At 46.2% G+C, this 21905-nt stretch carries 18 protein-coding genes; 6 read left to right on the plus strand and 12 right to left on the minus strand.

Features of this window, described 5'->3' with window-relative positions; all coding sequences use genetic code 11:
* Positions 1-32: 32 nt before the first annotated feature.
* The 4 genes from ttcA to ppsA all read right to left on the minus strand — a co-directional run bounded on the left by ttcA (position 33) and on the right by ppsA (position 7757).
* On the minus strand, positions 33-1181 hold the full coding sequence (ttcA, locus tag AZ602_RS00790; RefSeq protein ID WP_103033262.1) for a tRNA 2-thiocytidine(32) synthetase TtcA: 1149 nt from the start codon (positions 1179-1181) through the stop codon (positions 33-35).
* 22 nt (positions 1182-1203) lie between these two features.
* Entirely contained in the window at positions 1204-4008 is a 2805-nt protein-coding gene (rlmKL, locus tag AZ602_RS00795) for a bifunctional 23S rRNA (guanine(2069)-N(7))-methyltransferase RlmK/23S rRNA (guanine(2445)-N(2))-methyltransferase RlmL (protein WP_103033263.1), read from the minus strand.
* Between the two features lie 143 nt (positions 4009-4151).
* Entirely contained in the window at positions 4152-5303 is a 1152-nt protein-coding gene (locus AZ602_RS00800) for a mechanosensitive ion channel family protein (protein WP_103033264.1), read from the minus strand.
* A gap of 78 nt (positions 5304-5381) precedes the next feature.
* Positions 5382-7757: a phosphoenolpyruvate synthase gene (gene ppsA / locus AZ602_RS00805; protein ID WP_103033265.1), complete on the minus strand. Its 2376-nt coding sequence runs from the start codon at positions 7755-7757 to the stop codon at positions 5382-5384.
* 342 nt (positions 7758-8099) lie between these two features.
* Here ppsA and AZ602_RS00810 point away from each other — a divergent pair, with 342 nt between their 5' ends.
* The 3 genes from AZ602_RS00810 to sthA all read left to right on the plus strand — a co-directional run bounded on the left by AZ602_RS00810 (position 8100) and on the right by sthA (position 11058).
* A complete protein-coding gene (locus tag AZ602_RS00810; RefSeq protein WP_103033266.1) occupies positions 8100-8966 on the plus strand; it encodes a pyruvate, water dikinase regulatory protein in 867 nt (288 codons plus the stop codon).
* 70 nt (positions 8967-9036) lie between these two features.
* Entirely contained in the window at positions 9037-9408 is a 372-nt protein-coding gene (locus tag AZ602_RS00815; protein WP_103033267.1) for a DUF4377 domain-containing protein, read from the plus strand.
* A 72-nt stretch (positions 9409-9480) separates the two neighbouring features.
* Positions 9481-11058 (plus strand): Si-specific NAD(P)(+) transhydrogenase, encoded by a 1578-nt coding sequence (gene sthA, locus AZ602_RS00820; RefSeq protein WP_227525127.1) that lies wholly within the window; start codon positions 9481-9483, stop codon positions 11056-11058.
* 188 nt (positions 11059-11246) lie between these two features.
* Here the strand turns inward: sthA and AZ602_RS00825 are convergent, their stop codons facing one another.
* Entirely contained in the window at positions 11247-12689 is a 1443-nt protein-coding gene (locus AZ602_RS00825) for a DASS family sodium-coupled anion symporter (RefSeq protein WP_103033268.1), read from the minus strand.
* 377 nt (positions 12690-13066) lie between these two features.
* Between AZ602_RS00825 and xseB the strand changes: the two genes are divergently transcribed.
* Entirely contained in the window at positions 13067-13294 is a 228-nt protein-coding gene (gene xseB / locus AZ602_RS00830; protein WP_103033269.1) for an exodeoxyribonuclease VII small subunit, read from the plus strand.
* Positions 13295-13392: 98 nt separating this feature from the next.
* Here xseB and pncB read toward each other — a convergent pair whose 3' ends face one another.
* Positions 13393-14619 carry a nicotinate phosphoribosyltransferase gene (pncB, locus tag AZ602_RS00835; RefSeq protein WP_369803834.1) on the minus strand — a complete coding sequence of 409 codons (1227 nt, stop codon included), beginning with the start codon at positions 14617-14619 and terminating at the stop codon, positions 13393-13395.
* Between the two features lie 246 nt (positions 14620-14865).
* On the opposite strand from pncB, the gene lipB reads away from it, so the two are divergent.
* Together lipB and AZ602_RS00845 are read left to right on the plus strand one after the other, a co-directional pair.
* Positions 14866-15606 (plus strand): lipoyl(octanoyl) transferase LipB, encoded by a 741-nt coding sequence (gene lipB, locus AZ602_RS00840; RefSeq protein ID WP_103033528.1) that lies wholly within the window; start codon positions 14866-14868, stop codon positions 15604-15606.
* Positions 15607-15642: 36 nt separating this feature from the next.
* Entirely contained in the window at positions 15643-16173 is a 531-nt protein-coding gene (locus tag AZ602_RS00845) for an inorganic diphosphatase (RefSeq protein ID WP_078317008.1), read from the plus strand.
* Positions 16174-16283: 110 nt separating this feature from the next.
* On the opposite strand, the gene AZ602_RS00850 is transcribed toward AZ602_RS00845, so the two are convergent.
* The 6 genes from AZ602_RS00850 to ppk1 all read right to left on the minus strand — a co-directional run bounded on the left by AZ602_RS00850 (position 16284) and on the right by ppk1 (position 21746).
* Positions 16284-16664 carry a hypothetical protein gene (locus tag AZ602_RS00850; RefSeq protein WP_146025206.1) on the minus strand — a complete coding sequence of 127 codons (381 nt, stop codon included), beginning with the start codon at positions 16662-16664 and terminating at the stop codon, positions 16284-16286.
* 330 nt (positions 16665-16994) lie between these two features.
* A complete protein-coding gene (ybaK, locus tag AZ602_RS00855; RefSeq protein WP_103033272.1) occupies positions 16995-17459 on the minus strand; it encodes a Cys-tRNA(Pro) deacylase in 465 nt (154 codons plus the stop codon).
* A gap of 3 nt (positions 17460-17462) precedes the next feature.
* Positions 17463-17867: a hypothetical protein gene (locus tag AZ602_RS00860; RefSeq protein ID WP_143821212.1), complete on the minus strand. Its 405-nt coding sequence runs from the start codon at positions 17865-17867 to the stop codon at positions 17463-17465.
* 9 nt (positions 17868-17876) lie between these two features.
* Positions 17877-18965, minus strand: coding sequence for a chorismate synthase (gene aroC / locus AZ602_RS00865; RefSeq protein ID WP_103033273.1), 1089 nt, complete (start codon positions 18963-18965; stop codon positions 17877-17879).
* A gap of 142 nt (positions 18966-19107) precedes the next feature.
* Positions 19108-19590: a YchJ family protein gene (locus AZ602_RS00870; RefSeq protein WP_103033274.1), complete on the minus strand. Its 483-nt coding sequence runs from the start codon at positions 19588-19590 to the stop codon at positions 19108-19110.
* A complete protein-coding gene (gene ppk1, locus AZ602_RS00875; RefSeq protein WP_103033275.1) occupies positions 19587-21746 on the minus strand; it encodes a polyphosphate kinase 1 in 2160 nt (719 codons plus the stop codon). Before ppk1 ends, AZ602_RS00870 begins: the two co-directional genes overlap by 4 nt.
* Positions 21747-21905 lie beyond the last annotated feature (159 nt).

A 21905-nucleotide genomic window follows, 5' to 3' on the forward strand; every position in this document is an offset into this window, starting at 1 on the left:
ACAGCCCCAGTGCCGTGACACTGGGGTTTTTATCAGATCAAAGGATTGATGACTGGAATTTTAAAAGCCGATGACTTCTCATTTTGCTCAGTATGTGATTGAGCTGATGTCACTTGCTGGGTCTGATCTTCTTGTTGGCTTAGATTGTCGTGATGCTTTGGGCTAAATGTCTGCACCAAAGGATTGATCGGTAAGCCCATCTTGTCCAGCTCTTCGGTCACACCCACCTGAATATTATCCCCTTCAAACAATCGCTCATCATCCGTACGCTCAAGGCTAAGATTCTCAAAATCAAACAAATTACGGTCGGCAAGCTGACTTGGCGCGACATTTTGCAGCGCTTTGAACATACTTGCTAGGCGTTTTGGATGTGCATGATCCCATTCACGGAGCATCTCATTAATCATCGCACGCTGCAGATTTTCTTGGCTGCCACATAGATTGCATGGAATGATGGGAAATTTTTTGTAATTGGCGTATTTGATGATGTCCTTTTCGGCAACATAAGCAAGCGGACGAATCAGCACATTTTGTTTATCATCGCTTAATAGCTTTGGCGGCATGGCTTTTAGGCTACCACCATGGAATAGGTTTAGGAAAAAGGTTGCCAAAATATCATCACGATGATGACCCAGTGCCACTTTGGTCGCACCGATTTGTTTAGCAAATCCATACAATGAGCCGCGACGCAGACGAGAGCAAGCCGAGCAGTAGGTCTTACCTTCAGGGACGACTTGCTTGACGATGCTATAGGTGTCTTTTTCTAGGATATAATACGGAATACCCTGTTCTGACAAGTATTTTGGCAAGACATCTTCAGGGAAACCGGGTTGTTTTTGGTCAAGGTTTACCGCCACGACATCAAAGTGAATCGGTGCGATACGCTTTAGGAATAATAAAATATCCAGCAAGGTAAAACTATCTTTACCGCCCGAAATGCACACCATCACCACATCGCCATCTTCAATCATCTTAAAGTCGCGAATCGCCCATGAGACTTCTTTGCGGAGTTTCTTTTGTAGCTTTTTGAAGCGGCTTGATTTGATACCGTCGTCAAATTCATGACGCTCATCATCAAGATTTTCTTCATCATAGGTTTCGATAGAGCTATCTAGACCCGTGAGTACATCGCTCAATTCTTGTTGTTCTTGGCTATCAATTTCGTGAGTATGACTTGTCATGTGTTACCTATCATTTCAATGCTTAATTTGATGAATCTTTACGCTTAATGCGATAACGCGATGTCGTTTGTGCATCATTGCTTTTATCAGTGAGTTTTTGCGTCAAGCTTTGGGCAAGTCTTTCACCATCGGCAAGCTTTGGATTGACATAGACACGCTTGATACTTGGTTTGTCGCTTGTTGGCTTGTCGCTTGCACGAGCGACATCTGCTTGCCGATCAAATCGCTTGCCTTGTGATTTGGCTTGAAATTTATCTTGTGGTTTAGCCTGTGATTTGGCAAATGATCCATCTTGGTATTTAGACTGATTAAAGTCTTTTTTACCCGAGTGTTTTTTGTCGCTACGATCAAAGGCTTTACGCTCAGCTTTGGCAGACTGATCAAACGCCCTACTTGACGCTCTGTCTGATAGCTTATCTGAAGATTTCGCAAATGGCTTGTTATCCGTTTTATTCTGTGTTTGATATGAGTGGCTACGGTCATTTAGCATATCATCACGGACATCAATTTCGGCGGTTTTGATGGCGTTTTTGTGACGGATTTCAAAGCTTTGATGAATTGGTTTTTTGATGTCAAAATCAAAGCCGATGGTTTTGTGTGTAATGTCAATGACTTCGTAGCGATTTTTTAGGCTATCATCTAGCTCAAAGCGAGTGTAGTTATTACTAAAATACAGTACGCCAGCGGCTGATAGGCGGTTCATCGCACGGTTAATCAGCGCCACATGGTCACGCTGTACATCAAATGTACCTTTGAATTTTTTGGAATTTGAAAAAGTTGGCGGATCGATAAAAATCACATCATACTGCTCGGTATTATGTTTAATCCACTCAAAAGTATCTTCACTAATGAACTGATATTTTAATTCATCTTCATAGGCAGCGTCGAGCACCAAGCCATTTAGGGCGAAGTTTTGCTTACCCCAGTCCAAATAATTCCCCGATAAATCTACACTGGTCACGCGCTTAGCCCCACCGATGGCAGCGTGCACGCTTGCTGAGCAGGTGTATGAAAATAAGTTCAGCACTCGCTTGCCACGGCTTGCCGCCTTGACCAATCCACGCATATTGCGATGGTCGATAAACAAGCCCGTATCGAGATAATCGGTGAAGTTGACATAAAAATAGGCATGGTCTTCGCCGACAACCCACATTTTTTTGCGTTTGCTGGTTTCATTCTTGGTGTATTGTTCATTGCCTGATTGGCGAGCGCGCGTCTTGATAAAGATAGACTCACGAGATACGCCAAACACCTCACGCACCGAATGCAGCACCAAATTAAAACGAGCCTTAGCAACATCAGCAGGGATTTGCTTTGGTGGTGCATATTCTTGGACATGGATTTTGTCGCCATAGACATCGATGGCGACATTGAAATTTGGCAAATCTGCGTCATAAACTCGCAGATTGGTCACGCCTTGTTTGAGTGCTTGTTTTTTTAGATTGGCTAAATTTTTTTGTAGGCGATTGATAAATTCTTGAGCCTCATCGATCTGCACATCTTGACGCTCAAAATCACGAATCAAGCTTGGCAATGGCGATAGGTTAAGCTTGCCATGACGGAAATACACCGTCAGTGCACCGTTATGACAACGCAAAGTATTCGGCTCTACGATTGGTAGCGTATCGGCGTGCTCCACATGACTTGCCAGCACCGCCATATAAGCATCTTCCACGCCTGCATCACGCAGACCATCGACACATTTTAGCCCCAAGCCGTGATACAAGGGCTTGATAAAATCACTGTCGCCCAGTCGTTCGCCATATGGCGGGTTGGTGATGACGAGTGGTGATTTGGCAGTGATGCCAGTCAGCACATCTGTCAATGTCGCAAGCGGACGCTGCTCAAGTCGCACTTTGGATAATATCGGCGATAAGCCAGATGCCATCAAGTTCTTATGACACGCCTGCACCGCATGAGCATCGGCATCACAGGCGATGATGGTCAAGTTTTCATTTTGTAATTTATCTAAATTATTATGAAACTGATCTTGGGCGGCTTGCACCATCTCATCCCACAGCTCTTCATCATGATGCTGCCAACAATAAAAGCCAAATTCATCACTCACCTTTTCTAGCCCCACAGGATAATTGGCACGCATGAGTAGTGCTTCGGTGATAAAAGTGCCTGATCCGCACATCGGGTCAATGATGGCATCAAACTCGCCATGATGCCAACCACATTCATACAGCAAAGCCGATGCCAAGTTTTCCTTCAGTGGTGCTGCGGTATTGGCGACACGATAGCCACGGCGGTGCAAGCTAGTGCCTGATAAATCAAGGAACAGCTCGGCAAATTTATTATTCGCTGCTGCAAAAATCTGAAAATCTGGCGCTTTGGCATCGACATCAGGGCGCGCGCCAAACGCACGGTTGAAGGTATCGGCGATGGCATCTTTGATACGCAGCGTAGCAAACTGCTGATTGACTGTCAATCGCTTATCCGTGCTCAGACGGATGGCAAAGCGATGCTCAAGCCCGAACAGCTTCGTCCAATCGATGCGGGTGGCGAACTGATACAATGCTTCTGGCACATCTTCATTCAGTACTTCTGTGCCATTATCAATTTTTTGTTTAAAATGATATTCGCCAAGCGGCAGCAGAACACGACTGGCCACACGGCTAAATAGACAGATATGATACAGCTGACGCAAATTCAGCGACACCAGCACACGCCCTGCACGCAGTATTTGCGGCACAAGCCCAAAGCTTTCAAGCTCAATCACCAGCGCCTGTTCAAGTCCATCAGCACAGGTGATGACACCATGAAAGTCATCGGCATTAAAATTCGCCAAATCAGCAAAATAAGTCGGGGTGTGCGTGGTCATACTATCCAATCAATTACAAGAATAAAAACTGATTATTATAGCATATATCAATATTAAAATCCGCTCGTTTATTCATAAAATAAAACCGCCTTAAGCCAAAGATGGCATGAAAGCGGTTTAGCATCAAAGATCACCGTGTGGCTTTAGATGGTGTCTGATGGCTTCTCCAAAATCACTTTTTTAATATCATCCACACCATCATTCATAATCAGCTTCATATATGGATATGGCACTTCGATGCCAGCTTCATCCAACGCTCGTTTGATTTTTTCATTAATGTTTTCTTTGATGACAGGAATGCGAGCCACAGACAGCGGCGCAACCCAAAATCGCACAATCAGATTAATCCCAGATTCACCAATGCTATCAACTGTCGCAAGTGGCGCAGGATGCTTGAGCACAACTTCATCTTTTTGCAGCGTCTTGATGATGGCACTGCGCGCTGCCGTGATGTCGGCGTGTAGTCCGATACGAGTTTTGACATCAAAGCGAATCATCTTTTTGGATGTCAAATTTACCACCTCAGATGATGCCACGGCAGAGTTTGGGATGATGATAATGATGTTATCACGGTCAAGGATTTGGGTCGCGCGCAATGAAATCTTGACCACTCGCCCTTCTTTGTCACCCAAGCGAATCCAGTCACCCACCTGAAACGACTGCTCTACCAAAATCACGATGCCTGCAATAAAGTTGGCAAGTGTGCTTTGGGATGCCCAACCCACCGCAAGACCTGCAATACCCAGACCTGCGACGATGGAGAAAATATCAAATCCGAACTTCGCCATCACCGTGGCAAATGCCAACACCAAGATCAGCACAAGCAGCAAATTTTTGAGTAGCTGCTCAATCGATGCGTTCAGCTCATAGTGCTTTAGAACACCACTGACCATCTGCCCACTGACCGCCCACAGCACATAATAAAACCCCGCCCAAGTCGCCGCTTTGGCAGTTGCGGTAACCGTCTCGGCTCGAATGCCAATCTGTGACATGATCGCCAATAAGCTTGTCATAAACCATAAATAGCGCAAAGTCGCTCGCACGATGCGCGCATAGCGATGTGGCAAGCCAAACAATTTACGCACGGTTTTGGTTAAATACACCAAAAACCAATAAATAAACCCCACCAATACCAACAAAATAATGATCTTAATGCTGGTGGTTAACATCTTAAAGCCGATATTGGCTAAAGTCAGAGTTTGATCATCCAGACTGCCACCGAACAGATGGTAAATATTTTGATACAGATCTCTTAAAATATTTCTAAAAAAATCGGTGATGGTGGAATTATTCATGAAAAGTCATTAAAGCAATTAATTTTAAGCGCAAAACCCCTAAGGCGCTGGCCTTAAGGGTTTTATGAATATCAAAGCTTAAGATTTGTTATTATCGTCAGCCAAGAAGAACCAAGTATCCAGCACAGAGTCTGGGTTTAGCGACACCGAGCTGATGCCTTGTTCCATCAGCCAATAAGCCAAATCTGGATGGTCGGATGGGCCTTGGCCGCAGATACCGACATATTTTCCAGCATCGCGACATGCTTGGATGGCCATACCGAGCAATTTTTTGACCGCAGGATCACGCTCATCAAATAGATGCGATACGATACCCGAGTCACGGTCTAGACCAAGGGTTAGCTGTGTCAAATCGTTTGAACCGATTGAGAAACCGTCAAAATATTGTAAGAACTCATCTGCCAAGATAGCATTGGTTGGAAGCTCGCACATCATGATGATTTCTAGGCCATTTTCGCCACGCTTCAAGCCATTTTTCTCAAGTAATTCAATAACTTGCTTAGCTTCACCAGTGGTACGCACAAATGGAATCATGATTTTGACATTGGTCAATCCCATATCATCACGCACATATTTTAGTGCACGGCACTCAAGCTCGAAGCAGTCACGGAAATTATTCGACACATAGCGAGATGCACCACGGAAGCCCAGCATTGGGTTTTCTTCTGATGGCTCATATAGCTTACCGCCGATTAGATTGGCATATTCGTTTGACTTAAAGTCAGACATACGCACAATCACAGGCTTGTTGCGGAACGCCACTGCCAAGGTTGAGATGCCTTCAATCAATTTATTGATATAAAACTCAACTGGTGAGTTGTAGCCTGCCATGCGCTCTTGCACCGCTTGTACGGTTTCTTGTGGTAGGCTATCGATGTTTAGTAGTGCTTTTGGATGCACGCCAATCATACGGTTGATGATGAATTCCAGACGAGCCAAGCCCACGCCTTCATTTGGGATTTGGGCAAAGTCAAAGGCACGGTCAGGGTTACCCACGTTCATCATCACCTTGAATGCAAGCTCTGGCATAGTGCTGATTGAGTTACGCTGTACTTCAAAGTCAAGTAAGCCTTCATAGATAAAGCCAGTATCACCTTCGGCACACGATACAGTGACTTCTTGGCCATCAACCAACACTTCGGTCGCATTGCCCGAGCCAACGATGGCAGGCACGCCCAGTTCACGGGCGATAATCGCTGCATGGCAGGTACGACCGCCACGGTTGGTGATGATCGCCGATGCACGCTTCATCACTGGCTCCCAATCTGGGTCAGTCATGTCAGAGACAAGCACATCGCCATCTTGGACTTTGCTCATTTCGTTCAAATTGGTGACGATACGCACTTTACCACTGCCCACACGCTGACCGATTGAGCGGCCTTCGGTGAGTACTTTAGCGCCTTTTGAGTTGATGATATAGCGCTCCATATGGTTCTTATCTTGGCGAGATTTGACCGTTTCTGGACGTGCTTGTACGATGAAAATTTCGCCTGTATCACCATCTTTTGCCCACTCGATATCCATCGGCTGACCATAATGTTTCTCAATGATCAATGCTTGCTTAGCAAGGCGAGTTAGCTCATCGGTGGTTAGGGCAAATTGGTTGCGGTCTGCTTTATCAACATCAACGATTTTGGTTGATTTGGTAGTACTACCTTCATCGCCATAAACCATTTTCTTTTGTTTTGAGCCAAGATTACGGCGTACTACAGCTGGACGGTTTTGTTCTAGCAGTGCTTTTGATAGATAAAATTCATCAGGATTCACCGCGCCTTGGACGACCATCTCACCTAGGCCATAGCTTGCGGTGATGAACACCACTTCATCAAAGCCAGACTCGGTATCTAGCGTAAACATCACGCCTGAAGTACCCGTTTCTGAGCGTACCATACGCTGAATACCTGCTGACAGAGCCACACCTGCGTGCTCAAAACCCTTATGCACACGATACGCGATCGCACGATCATTATATAAAGACGCGAACACTTCTTTGATAGCAATCAGCACATTATCGATACCACGGATGTTCAAAAATGTCTCTTGCTGACCTGCAAATGACGCATCTGGCAAGTCTTCTGCTGTCGCTGATGAACGCACCGCTACAGCGATGTCTTGACCACCTGATAGCTCGTTGAACGCCGCACGGATTTCATCTTCTAGGTCTTTTGGCAATTCTTGATCAATCACCCAGCCACGAATCTTAGCACCAGTTTGTGCCAGTAATTCAACATCATCAACATCCAAGCCTTTTAGCTCAGCATTGATTTTGTCAAGCAAACCAGTTTCGTTCAAAAAGCGGTTAAAGGCATCGGATGTCGTGGCAAAGCCATTCGGTACATTCACGCCCAGATTACCCAAGTGGCTAATCATCTCACCTAATGATGAGTTTTTACCGCCGACAAGTTCGACATCGTGCTTGCCCAGTTGATTAAATGCAATGACCTGCTGGCTCATAAGTAGCTCCCAAAATGCTAAACAAAATCTCAAAGATGAAAACTGCCGACTTATCCATCATCTTAGAAATTCGATCGGATGTTGCAATGATTTTAGGCGATTATAGCGACAAATTTTATAATTAACAATCAATTTATCCTTTTATTTATAAATTAAATATAGCCATAAATTTATAAAATGATAAAAAGCAATAAATGACTGATTTTAACGCATTTTACCAATCTTAACCAAAATCACGCCATCGTAAGTTGGGTGAAATTTGTGCGCGGTGCTGTTCGTAAGTTAATTTTGTGCTATAATTAAAGCGCTAATTTATCTTAGGTCAAATGAAGTAGAACAGACATGTATGTCCATACCCCCTTACATTCCGATCAAGACGATCGCCCCGCCATTCGCAGCGCTTTTTTCATTTCTGACGGCACTGCGATCACCGCTGAGACACTTGGTAAATCGCTGCTGAGTCAGTTTAGTGATGTTGAGTTTGACATTCAGGTGATCCCCTATGTCGATACCATACAGCTGGCGCACGAAGCGGTTAAGCGCATTAATACTGCTTATGAAAAGACCCAGCTGCGTCCTTTGGTATTTGACACCATCGTCAGTGACGAAATCCGAGAGATCATCAATTCGGCCAATGCTCACAATCTGGATATCTATGAGGGCTTGATCAATCGTATCGCCACCGAGATCAATCATAAGCCAAACCCACATGCAGGCATGGCGCACAGCAATGTTGATTCGGATGATTATAAAGCGCGTATCGATGCGGTACATTTTGCACTGGATAATGACGATGGCGCCCGCACCAATCACTATGATGGCGCTGACATCATCTTGGTCGGTCTGTCTCGTTCTGGCAAAACACCGACCTCACTGTATCTGGCGCTCCAATACGGCATCCGTGCCGCCAACTATCCATTAACCGAAGAAGATCTAGACACCAGTCAGCTGCCGCGTGCGCTCAAACCTTATCATAATAAGCTATTTGGTCTGACGATCGATACCGAGCGTCTTGTACGCATTCGCCAAGAGCGCAAAGCAGGCAGTCGTTATGCCAGCCTTGCTCAATGCCAAGCCGAACAGCAAGCGATTCAGGCCATTTATAGCACCCAAAAAATCCCCAATCTGAATGTCTCTGAAATGTCAGTTGAAGAAATTGCTACGCGTATTTTGCAGATCACAGGCCTAAAACGCCGCATTGGTGTTTAAGTTGATTTGGCTATCGTACAGCTGATGGGCGGATACAGTAACAGATAAAGTTAAACATTAGAGAAATGCTATGACAAAAAAATATGTTTTAAGCGCATTATTGGCACCCATATTTTTGATGGCTTGTCAAACCACACCTCCCAAGCCTGCGCCTTATATTGCCCCTGTACTGACCACCAAAAACAGCCAAGTGCTGGAGGTACTGCCGACGCGCATGCCGTGTGACTCAGCCACGCCCATGCAGTGTTTATTGGTCAAGCCTGTCAATGGTGCAGACAGCGAGATTTTTGGCATCGGTTTTGGTGATATTAAGGGCTTTGAGCCGAAAACTGGCGTGCATTACAAGATCCGTGCCAGTCAAGAATTTGATCAAGCAACCAATGAACCTACTGGCAAATGGCAGCTACAAGAGGTGCTTTTTCAAGGCCTGCCAAATTTATGACGCTGCGCTTTGAGCAAAAGTCAGATTAAAGATTATCTAAAAAATCCATCATAATTTTTCTAAGGAATTGATATGTCAAAAAACAAAAAAGCCAATAACGAACCAGACAGCGTAGAACCACAAGACACCCCTACCGCCATCAAAGCAACTGCGCCCACATTTCAGCATGTCGATCACGACCACCCTAGCTTGATCAGCCCGCTGGATGGCAATCGCATTGATTTGGGTCGCTATAAAACCCGTCTGAACAAAAACCGCCTAAAGCACAATTATGAATATGATGCCATCGTGTTAGGCGCAGGCCCTGCAGGTGAAGCAGCTGCGATGAAACTTGCCAAATCTGGCCTACGCGTGGCGGTCATCGACCCGCGCGAGCAAGTCGGTGGTAACTGTGCCCATGTCGGCACCATCCCTAGCAAAGCCCTTAGACAGTCGGTATTTAATATCATTAACTTCCGCCGAGATCCATTGTTCAATAAGGCCAAAGATAGCTATCAAGTCCCGCTTAATAAAGTACTAAGCCGTGCGCGTGAAGTGATTCGCAATCAAGTCAATACTCATAAGCTGTTTTATGAGCGTAACCAAATCGAAGTCATTCACGGCTGGGGCAGCTTTATTGATGCACACACTCTGGAGATTTATTCAGGTGAGCTTGAACCAACCAAGACCATTACCTTTAATGAAGCAGTGATCGCTGTCGGCTCGCGCCCTTATCGTCCTGACATCCTAGACTTCGATCACCCTCGCGTCTTTGATTCAGACAAGATCCTACAAATGGATTATATGGCGCGCAAAATCATCATCTATGGCGCTGGGGTCATCGGTTGTGAGTATGCATCCATCTTTACAGGCTTAGGCTATGTGGTTGATTTGATTAACAATAAAGAGCAGCTGCTTAGCTATTTGGATGAAGAGATCTCAGATGCCCTAAGCCACGACTTTCGTCAATTTGGCGTGCGCATCCGTAATAACGAAGAAATCGACCATCTTGAAACACATGACGACTGTGTCATCCTACACCTAAAAAGCGGTAAAAAAATCAAATCAGATGCGATTCTTTGGTGTAATGGTCGCTCGGGAAATACCGACAGTCTAAATCTTGAAGCTGTGGGGTTGAGCGCCAATAATCGCGGTCAATTGGAGGTCGATCAAACTTATCGCACCAGCGTTCCACACATCTACGCTGTCGGTGATGTCATCGGTTGGCCATCATTGGCATCGGCTGCCTATGATCAAGGCCGAAATGCGGCAGGCTTTATGGTTGGTGATGAAGATGCAGAGTTCATTAACAGCGTGCCGACGGGTATTTATACCATCCCTGAGATCTCAAGCATTGGCAAGACCGAAGCTGAGCTGACGGCCGAGCAAATCCCGTACGAAGTCGGCCAAGCTTTCTTCCGCCATCTGGCTCGCGCACAGATTATCGGTGAGCGCTCAGGCGTCCTAAAGATTTTGTTCCATCGTGAGACCTTGGAGCTGCTAGGCATCCATTGCTACGGCAACCACGCCTCTGAGATCATTCACATCGGTCAGGCGGTGATGAAGTGTGGCCATACGCTGGAGTACTTTATCAACACCACCTTCAACTACCCGACGATGGCAGAGGCTTATCGTGTCGCTGCCCTAAATGGTATGAACCGAATCTTTTAATCGTCTTTCATTTTATCATCGAATGAGCTGATGGCTGCCATCGGCTCATTTTTTTGGCCTATGATTTGTGATACATCCTACTGATGACCAATTAAATAACCGCCACGCTTTTGATAATACGCAAAAAAACCGAGCGATATCAACCGCTCGGTCATCGAATCATTCAATAGCTGAGTGATTCGTTTTGTTTATACCAAAAAGACATACGCCCAAATAGTGACGATGGCAATGGCGACCAAGTTCAGCCACCAGCCGACTTTCATCATATCGCGCTGTTTGACATGTCCTGTACCCATCACGATGGCGTTCGGCGGAGTCGCCACAGGCATCATAAAAGCACAAGATGCACCAATACCGATGACCATAATCAGCACTTCAGGCGGCAGGCCAAGCTGTACACCGATTGGCGCAAACAGTGGCACAAGTAGCGCAGCCGATGCAGTATTACTGGTGAACTCAGTCAAGAAAATGATAAAGGCTGCGATCACTAGGATCACCAGCAGTGGTGAAGCACCTGCCAAAGCAGCAGAGATGCTCTCACCCAGTACCGCCGATGCACCTGTATCTTTCATGATATTTGACAGAGCAATACCACCACCAAACAGCATCAATACGCCCCAGTCGGTGTTGTCCGAGACTTGTTTCCAGCTGACCAAACCAAACAGCAGCACCGCCACCGCAGCAAACAGCGCGATCACAGTATCAGGCTGTGCAAAGCCAAAAGTCTCGCCCAGCTGCTTACCAAAAATCCAGCTCACCGCAGTGATGGCAAAAATGACCAAAGTCAAAATGCGTGGCAAGGTCATCGGGATATGCTCTTGCTCGACCATTTGGATTTTTTGATTAAGATTTGGGCGTAGCACCAGATACATAGCACCTAGCAAAAATGGCATCAGTACCAGCATCACTGGCAGACCAAAGCTCATCCACTCGCTAAAACCAATGCCAAGTTCTTTGGCGGCAATCGCGTTCGGCGGTGAACCCACCAAAGTACCCAAGCCACCGATCGACGCTGAGTATGCAATGCCTAGCAGCACGAAGATAAAGGTATTGCGGTCTTTGGTCTCATCCACCGAGGTCAATAGACCAATGGCAAGTGGCAGCATCATCGCTGCTGTTGCTGTATTACTGATCCACATCGATAAGCCTGCGGTCACCGCAAACATCATCACCACAGCGCGACCCAGATGACCGCCCGCCATGCCAATTAAGCCAAAGGCGATCTTACGATCCAGCTTTTGGACATGCATGGTAGCAGCCAGCGCAAAGCCACCAAAGAAAACAAAAATAATCGGATCGGCGAAGCTTGACAAGGCTTTTTTGGTATCAAATTCAGGAATGCCGATAAACAGTGCTAACAGCGGCACCAAGATGGCTGTCGCAGTCACATGAATGGCTTCTGTTAGCCACAAAATGCCAATGAATGCTGCCAATGCCAAGCCTTTATTGGCCAGTGGTTCAAAAGGTAAAATATTGTTCAGCACAAAAGCAACGACAGCTGCGATCGCAGTAATTACAATGCCGCGAATGGCATCGCTACGCAGCGTACCTGAGGGTGGCGTGCTATTATCATCGTGCTGAAAATCGGTTCTAAGAGTAAAATCTGTCTCTTGTTGGGTATTTTTCGTCATAATTCATCCTTAATGTAAAGACCTTTTTTGAGGATGTATTTTGGCAAGTTGGCACATCACAGTGATCCTCGGCCGATCCACCACTCATCAAGGCAAAACGATGCAAAAATTACAGGTACAGCAAAACTGCTTATGGCAGCAAGCTCCCATAAGCAGTTTATCCATTGCAAATCGTCCATCGCTTTGGTGTTATGATAACAAATTAGTAAGAATTTGCAACAGATTTGTCATTTTAATCTTACGCGATTGATACAAAGTGCATCAAAAATAAATTATCTTTGATAAATCCGCCATTTATCAATTAACAAATTCCCAAAATTTGGTTAAAATAAACATCAAGACAAACCTCTCACCGACCTATTACATACGGATTATTTATGACTGACACAACCACCACGCCTGATAATTTTAAAGATGCCTATCAAATCTTAAAATCCAATGCCGATCGACTTGAACAATCTGATGCGCTTGACATCGATAATTTGGTCGCCATCGTCGAAGAATCTTTGGCGGCTTATAAAGTTTGTCAATCCAGAATTGATGCGGTCGAATCTGCTTTGACCTCGGCATTTGCCAAGGCAGATGTGACAACAGAAGACGCCTAAGCGCTCATCACTTAGCATCACATAAAAATTAGCATCACATAAAAAAGGCGCCGATGACGCCTTTTTTGGTTGATCTGTTTGGGTTGATGAGACTGCCATCACTCTTTGATCTCAAACACTTGCTTAAGATACGCCAAATAAGTATCATCCTCGATCATGGTCTTGCCTGGACTGTCGGAGAGCTTGGCGACTGGCTGACCATTACAGGCCACCAGTTTTAGCACGATGTTGAGCTGCGTTGCGCCCATGTCATTGGTCAGATTGGTGCCGATACCAAAGCCTGTCTTAATTCTTCCTTTAAAATACTGATGCAGATCCCACGCTTTTTGGAGCGTTAGACCATCACTAAAAGTCAGACTTTTGGTGATTGGATCAATTTTTAGTTTATGATAATGCTTGATTGCTTTATCGCCCCACTCATACGGGTCGCCACTGTCATGTCTTAGACCATCAAACAGCTTGGCAAAATACAAATCAAAATCGCGCAAAAACGCATCCATCCCCACCACATCGGTCAAGGCAATGCCCAAATCGCCACGATACTCACGCACCCAGCATTCCAGTGCCGCCTTTTGGCTATCTCTTAGGCGCACATCCAGCGCCTGAAATGCCTGCATAAATTCATGTGCCATCGTGCCAATCGGCGTGATGCCAAGTTTTTTGGCAAGATAGACATTGGAAGTGCCACGCACGATCTCAGGACACGCCTTGGACAGCGTCTCGACCACATGATACTGCCAAGCTTTGCTAAACCTGCGACGCGTACCAAAGTCCGCCACCGTAAATGGTGCTGACTCATGGCTGCCATCGGCGGTTTGTTTGGCGTGATATTCATGCAGCCAAGCAACTTTCTCATCCAAGCGTCGTTGCCCCTCGATCAGCAATGCCTTGGTATCAAGGCGTGCATAATACAGCTCACTGACGATGCACAGCACAAAAATCTCAAAGAACATCGCCTGAATCATCGGGCCTTCGATGTCGATGTTCAGATGATTTTCCTCATCGACAGATACCGTGATAAAGCGGCGTTTTAGCGCAAATAATTCTAAATAATCGACAAAATCAGATTTAATAAATCTTAGACTGCGCAGATAATCCAGCTCATCTTGAGCAAAACGCAGCTGACACAAATAATCCAGCTGCGTCTCAAGATCATCCTTAATTTGACTGAGCGGATAGACGGTTTCGTCATGATTGCGGCAGCGAAAGCGATACACGCCATGCGTCTGGGGGAATTGATGCAACATCGCTTGTAGCATGGTGAATTTATATAAATCATTATCCAATAGCGATGTGATGATCGGCTGTGCTGATGAATTGCTCATAAACATATCCATGATTATTGTTGTTAGTCAAATGCTTATCATACACAAAAATCACGCCATTTGCACTCATTTTCCCACTGGTTTTTCAATTTTTTTAAGTAATTTTCCAATTATTATTAAATTGTATATACCTTGATGCGACTGCTTGTATGACTTAAGATGCCATCAATCTTACAGCAAAGCGCTGAAATTTGGTGTATAATGCACTCCCTACCCCAAAAACTTAAAATCACTCGAAAACTGCTTATGAGCAACCAAATTTTCCCCAGTCAGTTGACACAGTTATCAGCCTTATCGACAGATAATTTTCAAGTGCGTCTGCTTGATGATGCTGAATATAACGCCACACACGATGCCATGCTGACACGCACTTTAGCGCGTATCGAAGATAAAAAATCAGGCATCACTCACCCTGATGAGCTGTGGATTGTCGAGCATCAAGATGTCTATACGCTTGGTCAAGCAGGCAAGCCTGAGCATATTTTATATCAAACAGATACGCCGATTATCAAGACCGACCGTGGCGGTCAAGTCACTTGGCATGGACGTGGGCAGCTCGTCGTATATTGGCTGTTTGATTTACGCGCACTCGACATGGGCGTGCGTGATTTGGTCAGTCATGCTGAGCAAGCCATCGAAGACGTGGTCAGCGACTATTTGCCCGACTCACTCATCGCCAAGGCTCGCCGTGATGCCCCAGGGGTGTATATTTATAATCATGATGGAGATATGCTTGGCAAAATCGCAAGTCTTGGCTTTAAGATTAAGCATGGCTTTAGCTATCATGGCGTGGCGATTAATCTTGTCAATGATTTATCCGCCTTCAATGCCATCAATCCGTGTGGCTATGCAGGGATGCCGATGGCAAAATTGGCAAGCTATGGGCTATTTGATAACACCAAAGTTGCTGAATTTATCGAAAAATTCATCAAAAATATTCGCGCACGCCATCAAGGATTGGTTGCACTTCGAGCGATAGGCGAGTAAAATAGCTCAAATTTCTTTTTTTAATCGGAGTATAGTATGGCAGATTTTAACCAAATCCTAGATGCAGGCGATGTTGATGGCGGTATCATCAATGTAGTTGTTGAGATTCCAACGGGTTCAAACCACAAAATCGAATGGAACCGCAAATTGGCTTGCTTTGAGCTTGACCGCGTTGAGCCTGTTGCATTTGCCAAGCCTTGCAACTATGGCTTTATCCCACAGACACTGGATGAAGATGGCGATGAGCTGGATGCGCTGATCATCACCGAGCAGCCGCTGACCACTGGTATTTTCCTACAAGCCAAAGTCATCGGCGTGATGAAGTTTGTTGATGATGGCGAAGTCGATGACAAAATCATCGTTGTCCCTGCTGACGATCGCAACAATGGCAATGCCTATAACAGCCTAGAAGATTTGCCTGCACAGCTGATCAAGCAGCTTGATTTCCACTTCAACCACTACAAAGACCTAAAAAAACCAGGCACCACCAAAGTTGAAGGTTTCTTTGGTGTGGATGTCGCCAAAGAAGTCATCAAAGAGAGCCAAAAACGCTGGAAAGAGATGTGATCTTTGACCAACATCGATCGCCCTAAAAAAAGCCAAGTTGTGTAAACTTGGCTTTTTATTTTGATATGGATAGGGCTTGGCACATCCTTTGGCAAAATAAGTAGGTCTTATCACTGCGACGGTGGGATGATATCAATCTCGATGATATAATCCATCACAGCGGGTCTGCGCCCAAAAGCATCGTATTCCAGACGGATGACATGACGACCATTTTTGGTCACCACAAAGCTACCATTGGCAAAATCATGGGTGTCAGGACGCACCAAACTTAAGTGAATCCGATCATCAGAGATGCTGGCTTGGATGGTATCGCCGATATAAGGATAGATGAAATAATCACAAGTATTGCCCGCCATGCTATCTTGGCGCAGCACTTGGTTGCTATCAACCTTTTTTTGTACCAATCGAGGGCAGTTGTCTTGGGCATTGGCCTTTCTTTGGGCGATGGGCGTTGTGTTTACGATGGTCTGATTCGTGGTTTGATTTGGCATGTTAGATGCTTGTGGCTCGACTTTATCTTGGTTGCATGCGGTTAATAACACCACAGATAAGGCGCTGATAACGGCGCAAAATTTACAGCTTTGTACCATGATGCCATATCCTTTATCAAACATTCTCAAATCGCCAAACCCATCAGTCAACGCTCAAGCCATGCCAATGAGCAGCACTACAGGATCGATGAGCATTTAACCGCCAAGCCAGATATTAGCCAAAATCTTGGCAAAACCGCGTTGGCAGCGCATATAAATTCTCGCTGACAGCAACTATAGCACAAAAATTACAAAAAATAAACAAAATACAGCAAAACTTTACTAAGCTCATCACTCGACGATATCGGAAAATGTCGCTGATAATACATTTGCCAAGTCTTTGGGATCGATGCCGATATCACAGCCTCGCTTGCCGCCACTGACATACATTTGATCCAGCACTTCGGCACTGCTGTGAATCACTGTTTTTAGACGCTTTTTCTGAGCCAATGGGCTGATGCCACCGACGATGTAGCCTGTGACGCGTTCAGCATCGGCAGCGGCTGCCATTTGTAGTTTTTTGCTGCCGACCGCTGCTGCCAATTTTTTTAGATTTAGGCGATGATCCACCGGTAAAATCGCGACAAAGTACGACTGTCCATCAAAAGCCAATAATGTCTTGAACACCAGATCGGCTTGTAGTCCAAGTTTTTCGGCAGCCTCAAGCCCAAAGCTCTCGGCAGATGGATCATGCTCATAGCTTAGCACTTGATGGCGGATCTTTTGTTTTTCAAGCAATTTGATGGCAGGTGTCACAGCTCATACCTCATTTGGGTTGACGGTATCAACCTTAGGATCGCGGCTGGTGCAGATCGCCATTGCTTTTGCCACTTTATCGATGATCACTTGACTGTCGATGCTGCCTTGTTTTACGATCGACAATAAAGCTTCGGACGACAGTGTGGTTTTGATTTCGTCGCCCGTACATTGGCACAGATTGGCCTTTTGTTCGGCTGTTAAGATCAGATCGGTGAAGGCGGCATTATTATTCAGCTGATTTTCACACTCGGTTCTTAGTGTCGTCAGCAGCATTTCACTGCCCAGATTACCCACTTCATCGATGCCAAGGTTTTTGGCGGTTTGTTGGATGTGGGGGTTATCACAGCCCACCAAAAATACAGCACCAATGATGAGCGCAAAAAGCTTATTTGTAGAGAACATCATACACCTCCATCAAGCGATCGGCTTAAGCGGCGGTACGACATCGGCATTTTGGGCGCGATGACGCAGATAATGATCCATCAACACGATCGCCAGCATCGCCTCAGCGATCGGGGTTGCGCGCACACCGACACAAGGATCATGACGGCCTTTGGTGATGACATCGACCGCCTCGCCATCAAGATTGATGGTCTTGCCTGCGGTGGTGATGCTGGCTGTCGGCTTTAAAGCGATGGCGACGCGGATGGTTTGGCCGCTTGAAATACCACCCAAGATACCGCCTGCGTGATTGGCATTAAAACCCTCGGGCGTCAGCTCATCACGGCTGTCATGACCAAACTGCTCAGCCACAGCAAAGCCATCGCCAATCTCAACACCCTTAACAGCATTGATGCTCATCATCGCATGGGCAATGTCAGCATCAAGCCGATCAAAGACAGGTTCACCCAGACCCACAGGCACGTTTTCAGCAAAAATCTCAAGCTTGGCGCCGCAGCTGGTACCCTCTTCGCGCAATGAAGTCACCAACTTTTCAAAGCGAGCCACTGCCTCAATATCGCCACAAAAAAACGGATTGTTATTCACCTCATTCCAATCGAGCTGATGTGCCTTTTCATTGCCGATCTGCGTGACATGACCACGGATGACGATGCCAAGGCGTTCGGCCAAGTACTTTTTGGCGATCGCGCCTGCTGCCACACGCATCGCTGTCTCACGCGCTGACGAACGGCCGCCACCGCGATAATCCCGAAACCCATATTTCATGGTGTATGTATAATCGGCGTGATTTGGGCGAAAGGTAGCAGCGATGTTGCCATAGTCTTTGGATTTTTGGTCGGTATTGCGAATCAAAAGACCAATGGGCGTACCGGTAGTCTTACCCTCAAAGACCCCTGAGATAATCTCGACGATGTCATCTTCTTTTCGCTGAGTGGCGAATTTGGAGGTGCCAGGTTTGCGGCGGTCTAGTTCGATTTGCAGATCTTCGCTGCTCAATGCCATACCTGGCGGCACACCATCAACGATGGCCATCAGGCCTACGCCATGTGATTCGCCACAAGTGGTGACGGTGAAAAGTTGTCCTATCGTATTGCCTGCCATGTTGCCGCCTTAGAATGTATTTTTGGATGAAATGTATTTTTTGGATGATAAAAGTAATAAACTGGATAAAATTGTCATTTTATCATAATTTTAGATGACAAACAGCTTATCATGGCCAATCTATTGATTTAAAAAACTCAATTTAGCCCAAAAATTTACCACAACAGGCCTTGAATCGTTCATTAGAGCCGCACAGGCATGGCATTTTGCCAGTATGGGTGCATGGCACAGTTGGATCCAAAAAATACCAACGCTCACCCTCGCCATCATCAACTCGTACGAACGCCGAGCGCTCTTCGTGGCACTGTTCACCGTCTGTCGCCATAAAATACGCACGAAAATGCACCTGTGCATGCCTTTTGCCGATCTTTGGGTTGTGGCTTAAAATCATCAATCGCTGCCAGTTGGTTTGGGCTGCCCATGCTCTGATGGCATCCACCGCCAACAGTGGCTGCTGAATGGGCAGCGTGGTATCGATGATATAATCAATATCCTTTCGCACATAAGCACAGTAACGCGAACGCATCAAAGCCTCAGCATTTGGGGCTGCAAGACCTTGGTGATATAGCGCGCAGCAGTCATCATAGGCCAATGCTGATCCGCATGGACACAGATGGATGCTCATGAGGCAATCTTTTCAAGTAGGTATCTTTGGGCATCGTGCGTGCCGCCTGTGGTCGATAATGGATACCACTCGCCTGTGCCTGACAGCTGCCAAGCTTGGACATCATCTTTTAGATAATTAATCAATCCATCTTCATAGATTTTTTTGAATAATTTAGGCTCAAGGATCGGGAAAGCCACCTCGACACGGTGCAATAGGTTGCGATCCATCAAATCGGCCGAGCTGCAATACAGTCGCTCACTGCCGCCATTTTCGACATCATTTGAAAAATAATACACCCGCGTGTGTTCCAAAAACCGTCCCACCACTGAACGCACACGAATATTTTCGGATAAACCCACCACCTGTGGGCGCAAACAGCAGATCGATCGCACGATCAAATCAATCTGCACGCCTGCCATGCTGGCCTCATACAGCTTATTGATGATCTTGCGCTCGGTCAAGGCATTAAACTTCATGATGATGCGCGCTTTTTTGCCAGCTTTGGCATGGTTAATCTCATCATCAATCAAGCTTAATAAAGTCTCATGCAGGGTAAATGGCGCATGTAAAATCTGCTTCGATGGCAACGGTCTGCCCATGCCTGTCAGCTGCTGGAATACGCCTGCGACATCCTCGGTCACCTCCGTGTTGGCGGTAAACAATCCATAATCGGTATAAGCTTTGGCATTGCCTGCATGATAGTTGCCAGTGCCTAAGTGCGCATAGCGGCGGATTTTGCCATTTTCGCGGCGAACGATCAGCATCATCTTGGCATGCGTCTTGTAGCCGACGATCCCGTACACGACCACCGCGCCTGCTTCTTGGAGCATATTGGCCACAGCGATGTTTGAAGCTTCATCAAAACGCGCGCGCAGCTCAATCACTGCGGTGACTTCTTTGCCATTACGCGCTGCTTCTGCCAATGCTTGCACGATCTCTGAGTTTACCCCAGAGCGATAAATGGTCTGTTTGATGGCCAAGACATTTGGATCATTGGCCGCTTGCCAGAGCAGATTCACCACAGGACTAAAGGCATGAAATGGATGATGTACCAAGACATCTTGTTTGGCGATCGCTGCAAACATCGCGCCAGTATCGCCTTTTTCGATATCGCGGAATGCTTTTGGGATCGCTGCGGTAAATGGCGCAAATTTCAACTCAGGACGATCAAAGCTGGTTAATAATCTGGTCAAATTCACCGGTCCATTAACACGGTACAGCTGATATTCATTGAGTTCAAATTCATCAAGCAAAAAGTCACTGATCTCTTGTGGGCAATTTGTGGTCACCTCCAAGCGCACTTCTTGGCCAAAACGGCGATTATCCAGCTCCCCTTCGAGTGCTTTGGCAATGTCATCAACATCATCAGCCAGTGCCAAATCAGCGTTTCGCGTCAAGCGGAACTGATAGCAACCTGTGACCTGCATGCCCAAAAATAGTTCGCCAACATTTTCATGAATCACTGCCGAGAGCATCACATGGTGTTCTTTGCCATCAGTCAACTCATCAGGCAAGCGAATGACGCGCGGCAATGAGCGCGGCGCAGGCACGATCGCAAGATTAATATCGCGTCCAAACGCATCTTTACCCTCTAAGCTTACGATGAAGTTCAGCGATTTATTGACCAAGCGGGGAAATGGATGCGCAGGATCGATACTGATCGGTGTCAAGACTGGCATCACTTGGCTCAAAAAATACTCTCGCACCCAAGCGCGCTGCTCATCGTTCAGCTCATCGCGTCGTAGATAGCGGATCTCATGCTTGGCAAGCTCAGGCAAGATGTCTTCATTGAGCATTCGATACTGCTCGCGCACGGCACGATGAGCGATGGTACTGATGATTTGCAAAATTTCGCTTGGCTTTCGACCATCTAGGCTGCTGACCTGATCACCTTGTTTCATTTTTTGGAGCAAGCCTGCCACACGGATCTCAAAAAATTCATCCAAATTTGATGAAAAAATCGTCAAAAAAAACATGCGCTCCAACAGTGGGTGATGCACATTGGCCGCCTGCGCCAGAACTCGCAGCTGAAATCTGAGTGCTGACAAATCGCGATTGATGTAGCAGTTGGGCATGAAATTACCCGACGCATCAAACAGATTTTCAATCTCTGTAAGTGGCAGCGCAGCAGGACTACTTGGGTTGGCTGAGACTTCGTTGGCGGTGTTAATCATGGTGGAATTCCTAAAACTTGCGATAATCAAAGCGATGCTCAAGCTGAGCGGTCGTCGCTGCAGGTGATGTTTGGTTGGTGTAATTGGTTTGATCGGTCGTCTATTCATAAGCTCAGTTTACAAAAATTTGCCAGCAGATTCAATGAATCTTTGATGACA

Source organism: Moraxella sp. RCAD0137 (assembly GCF_002894025.1).
GTDB classification, from domain to species: Bacteria; Pseudomonadota; Gammaproteobacteria; order Pseudomonadales; family Moraxellaceae; genus Moraxella; species Moraxella porci.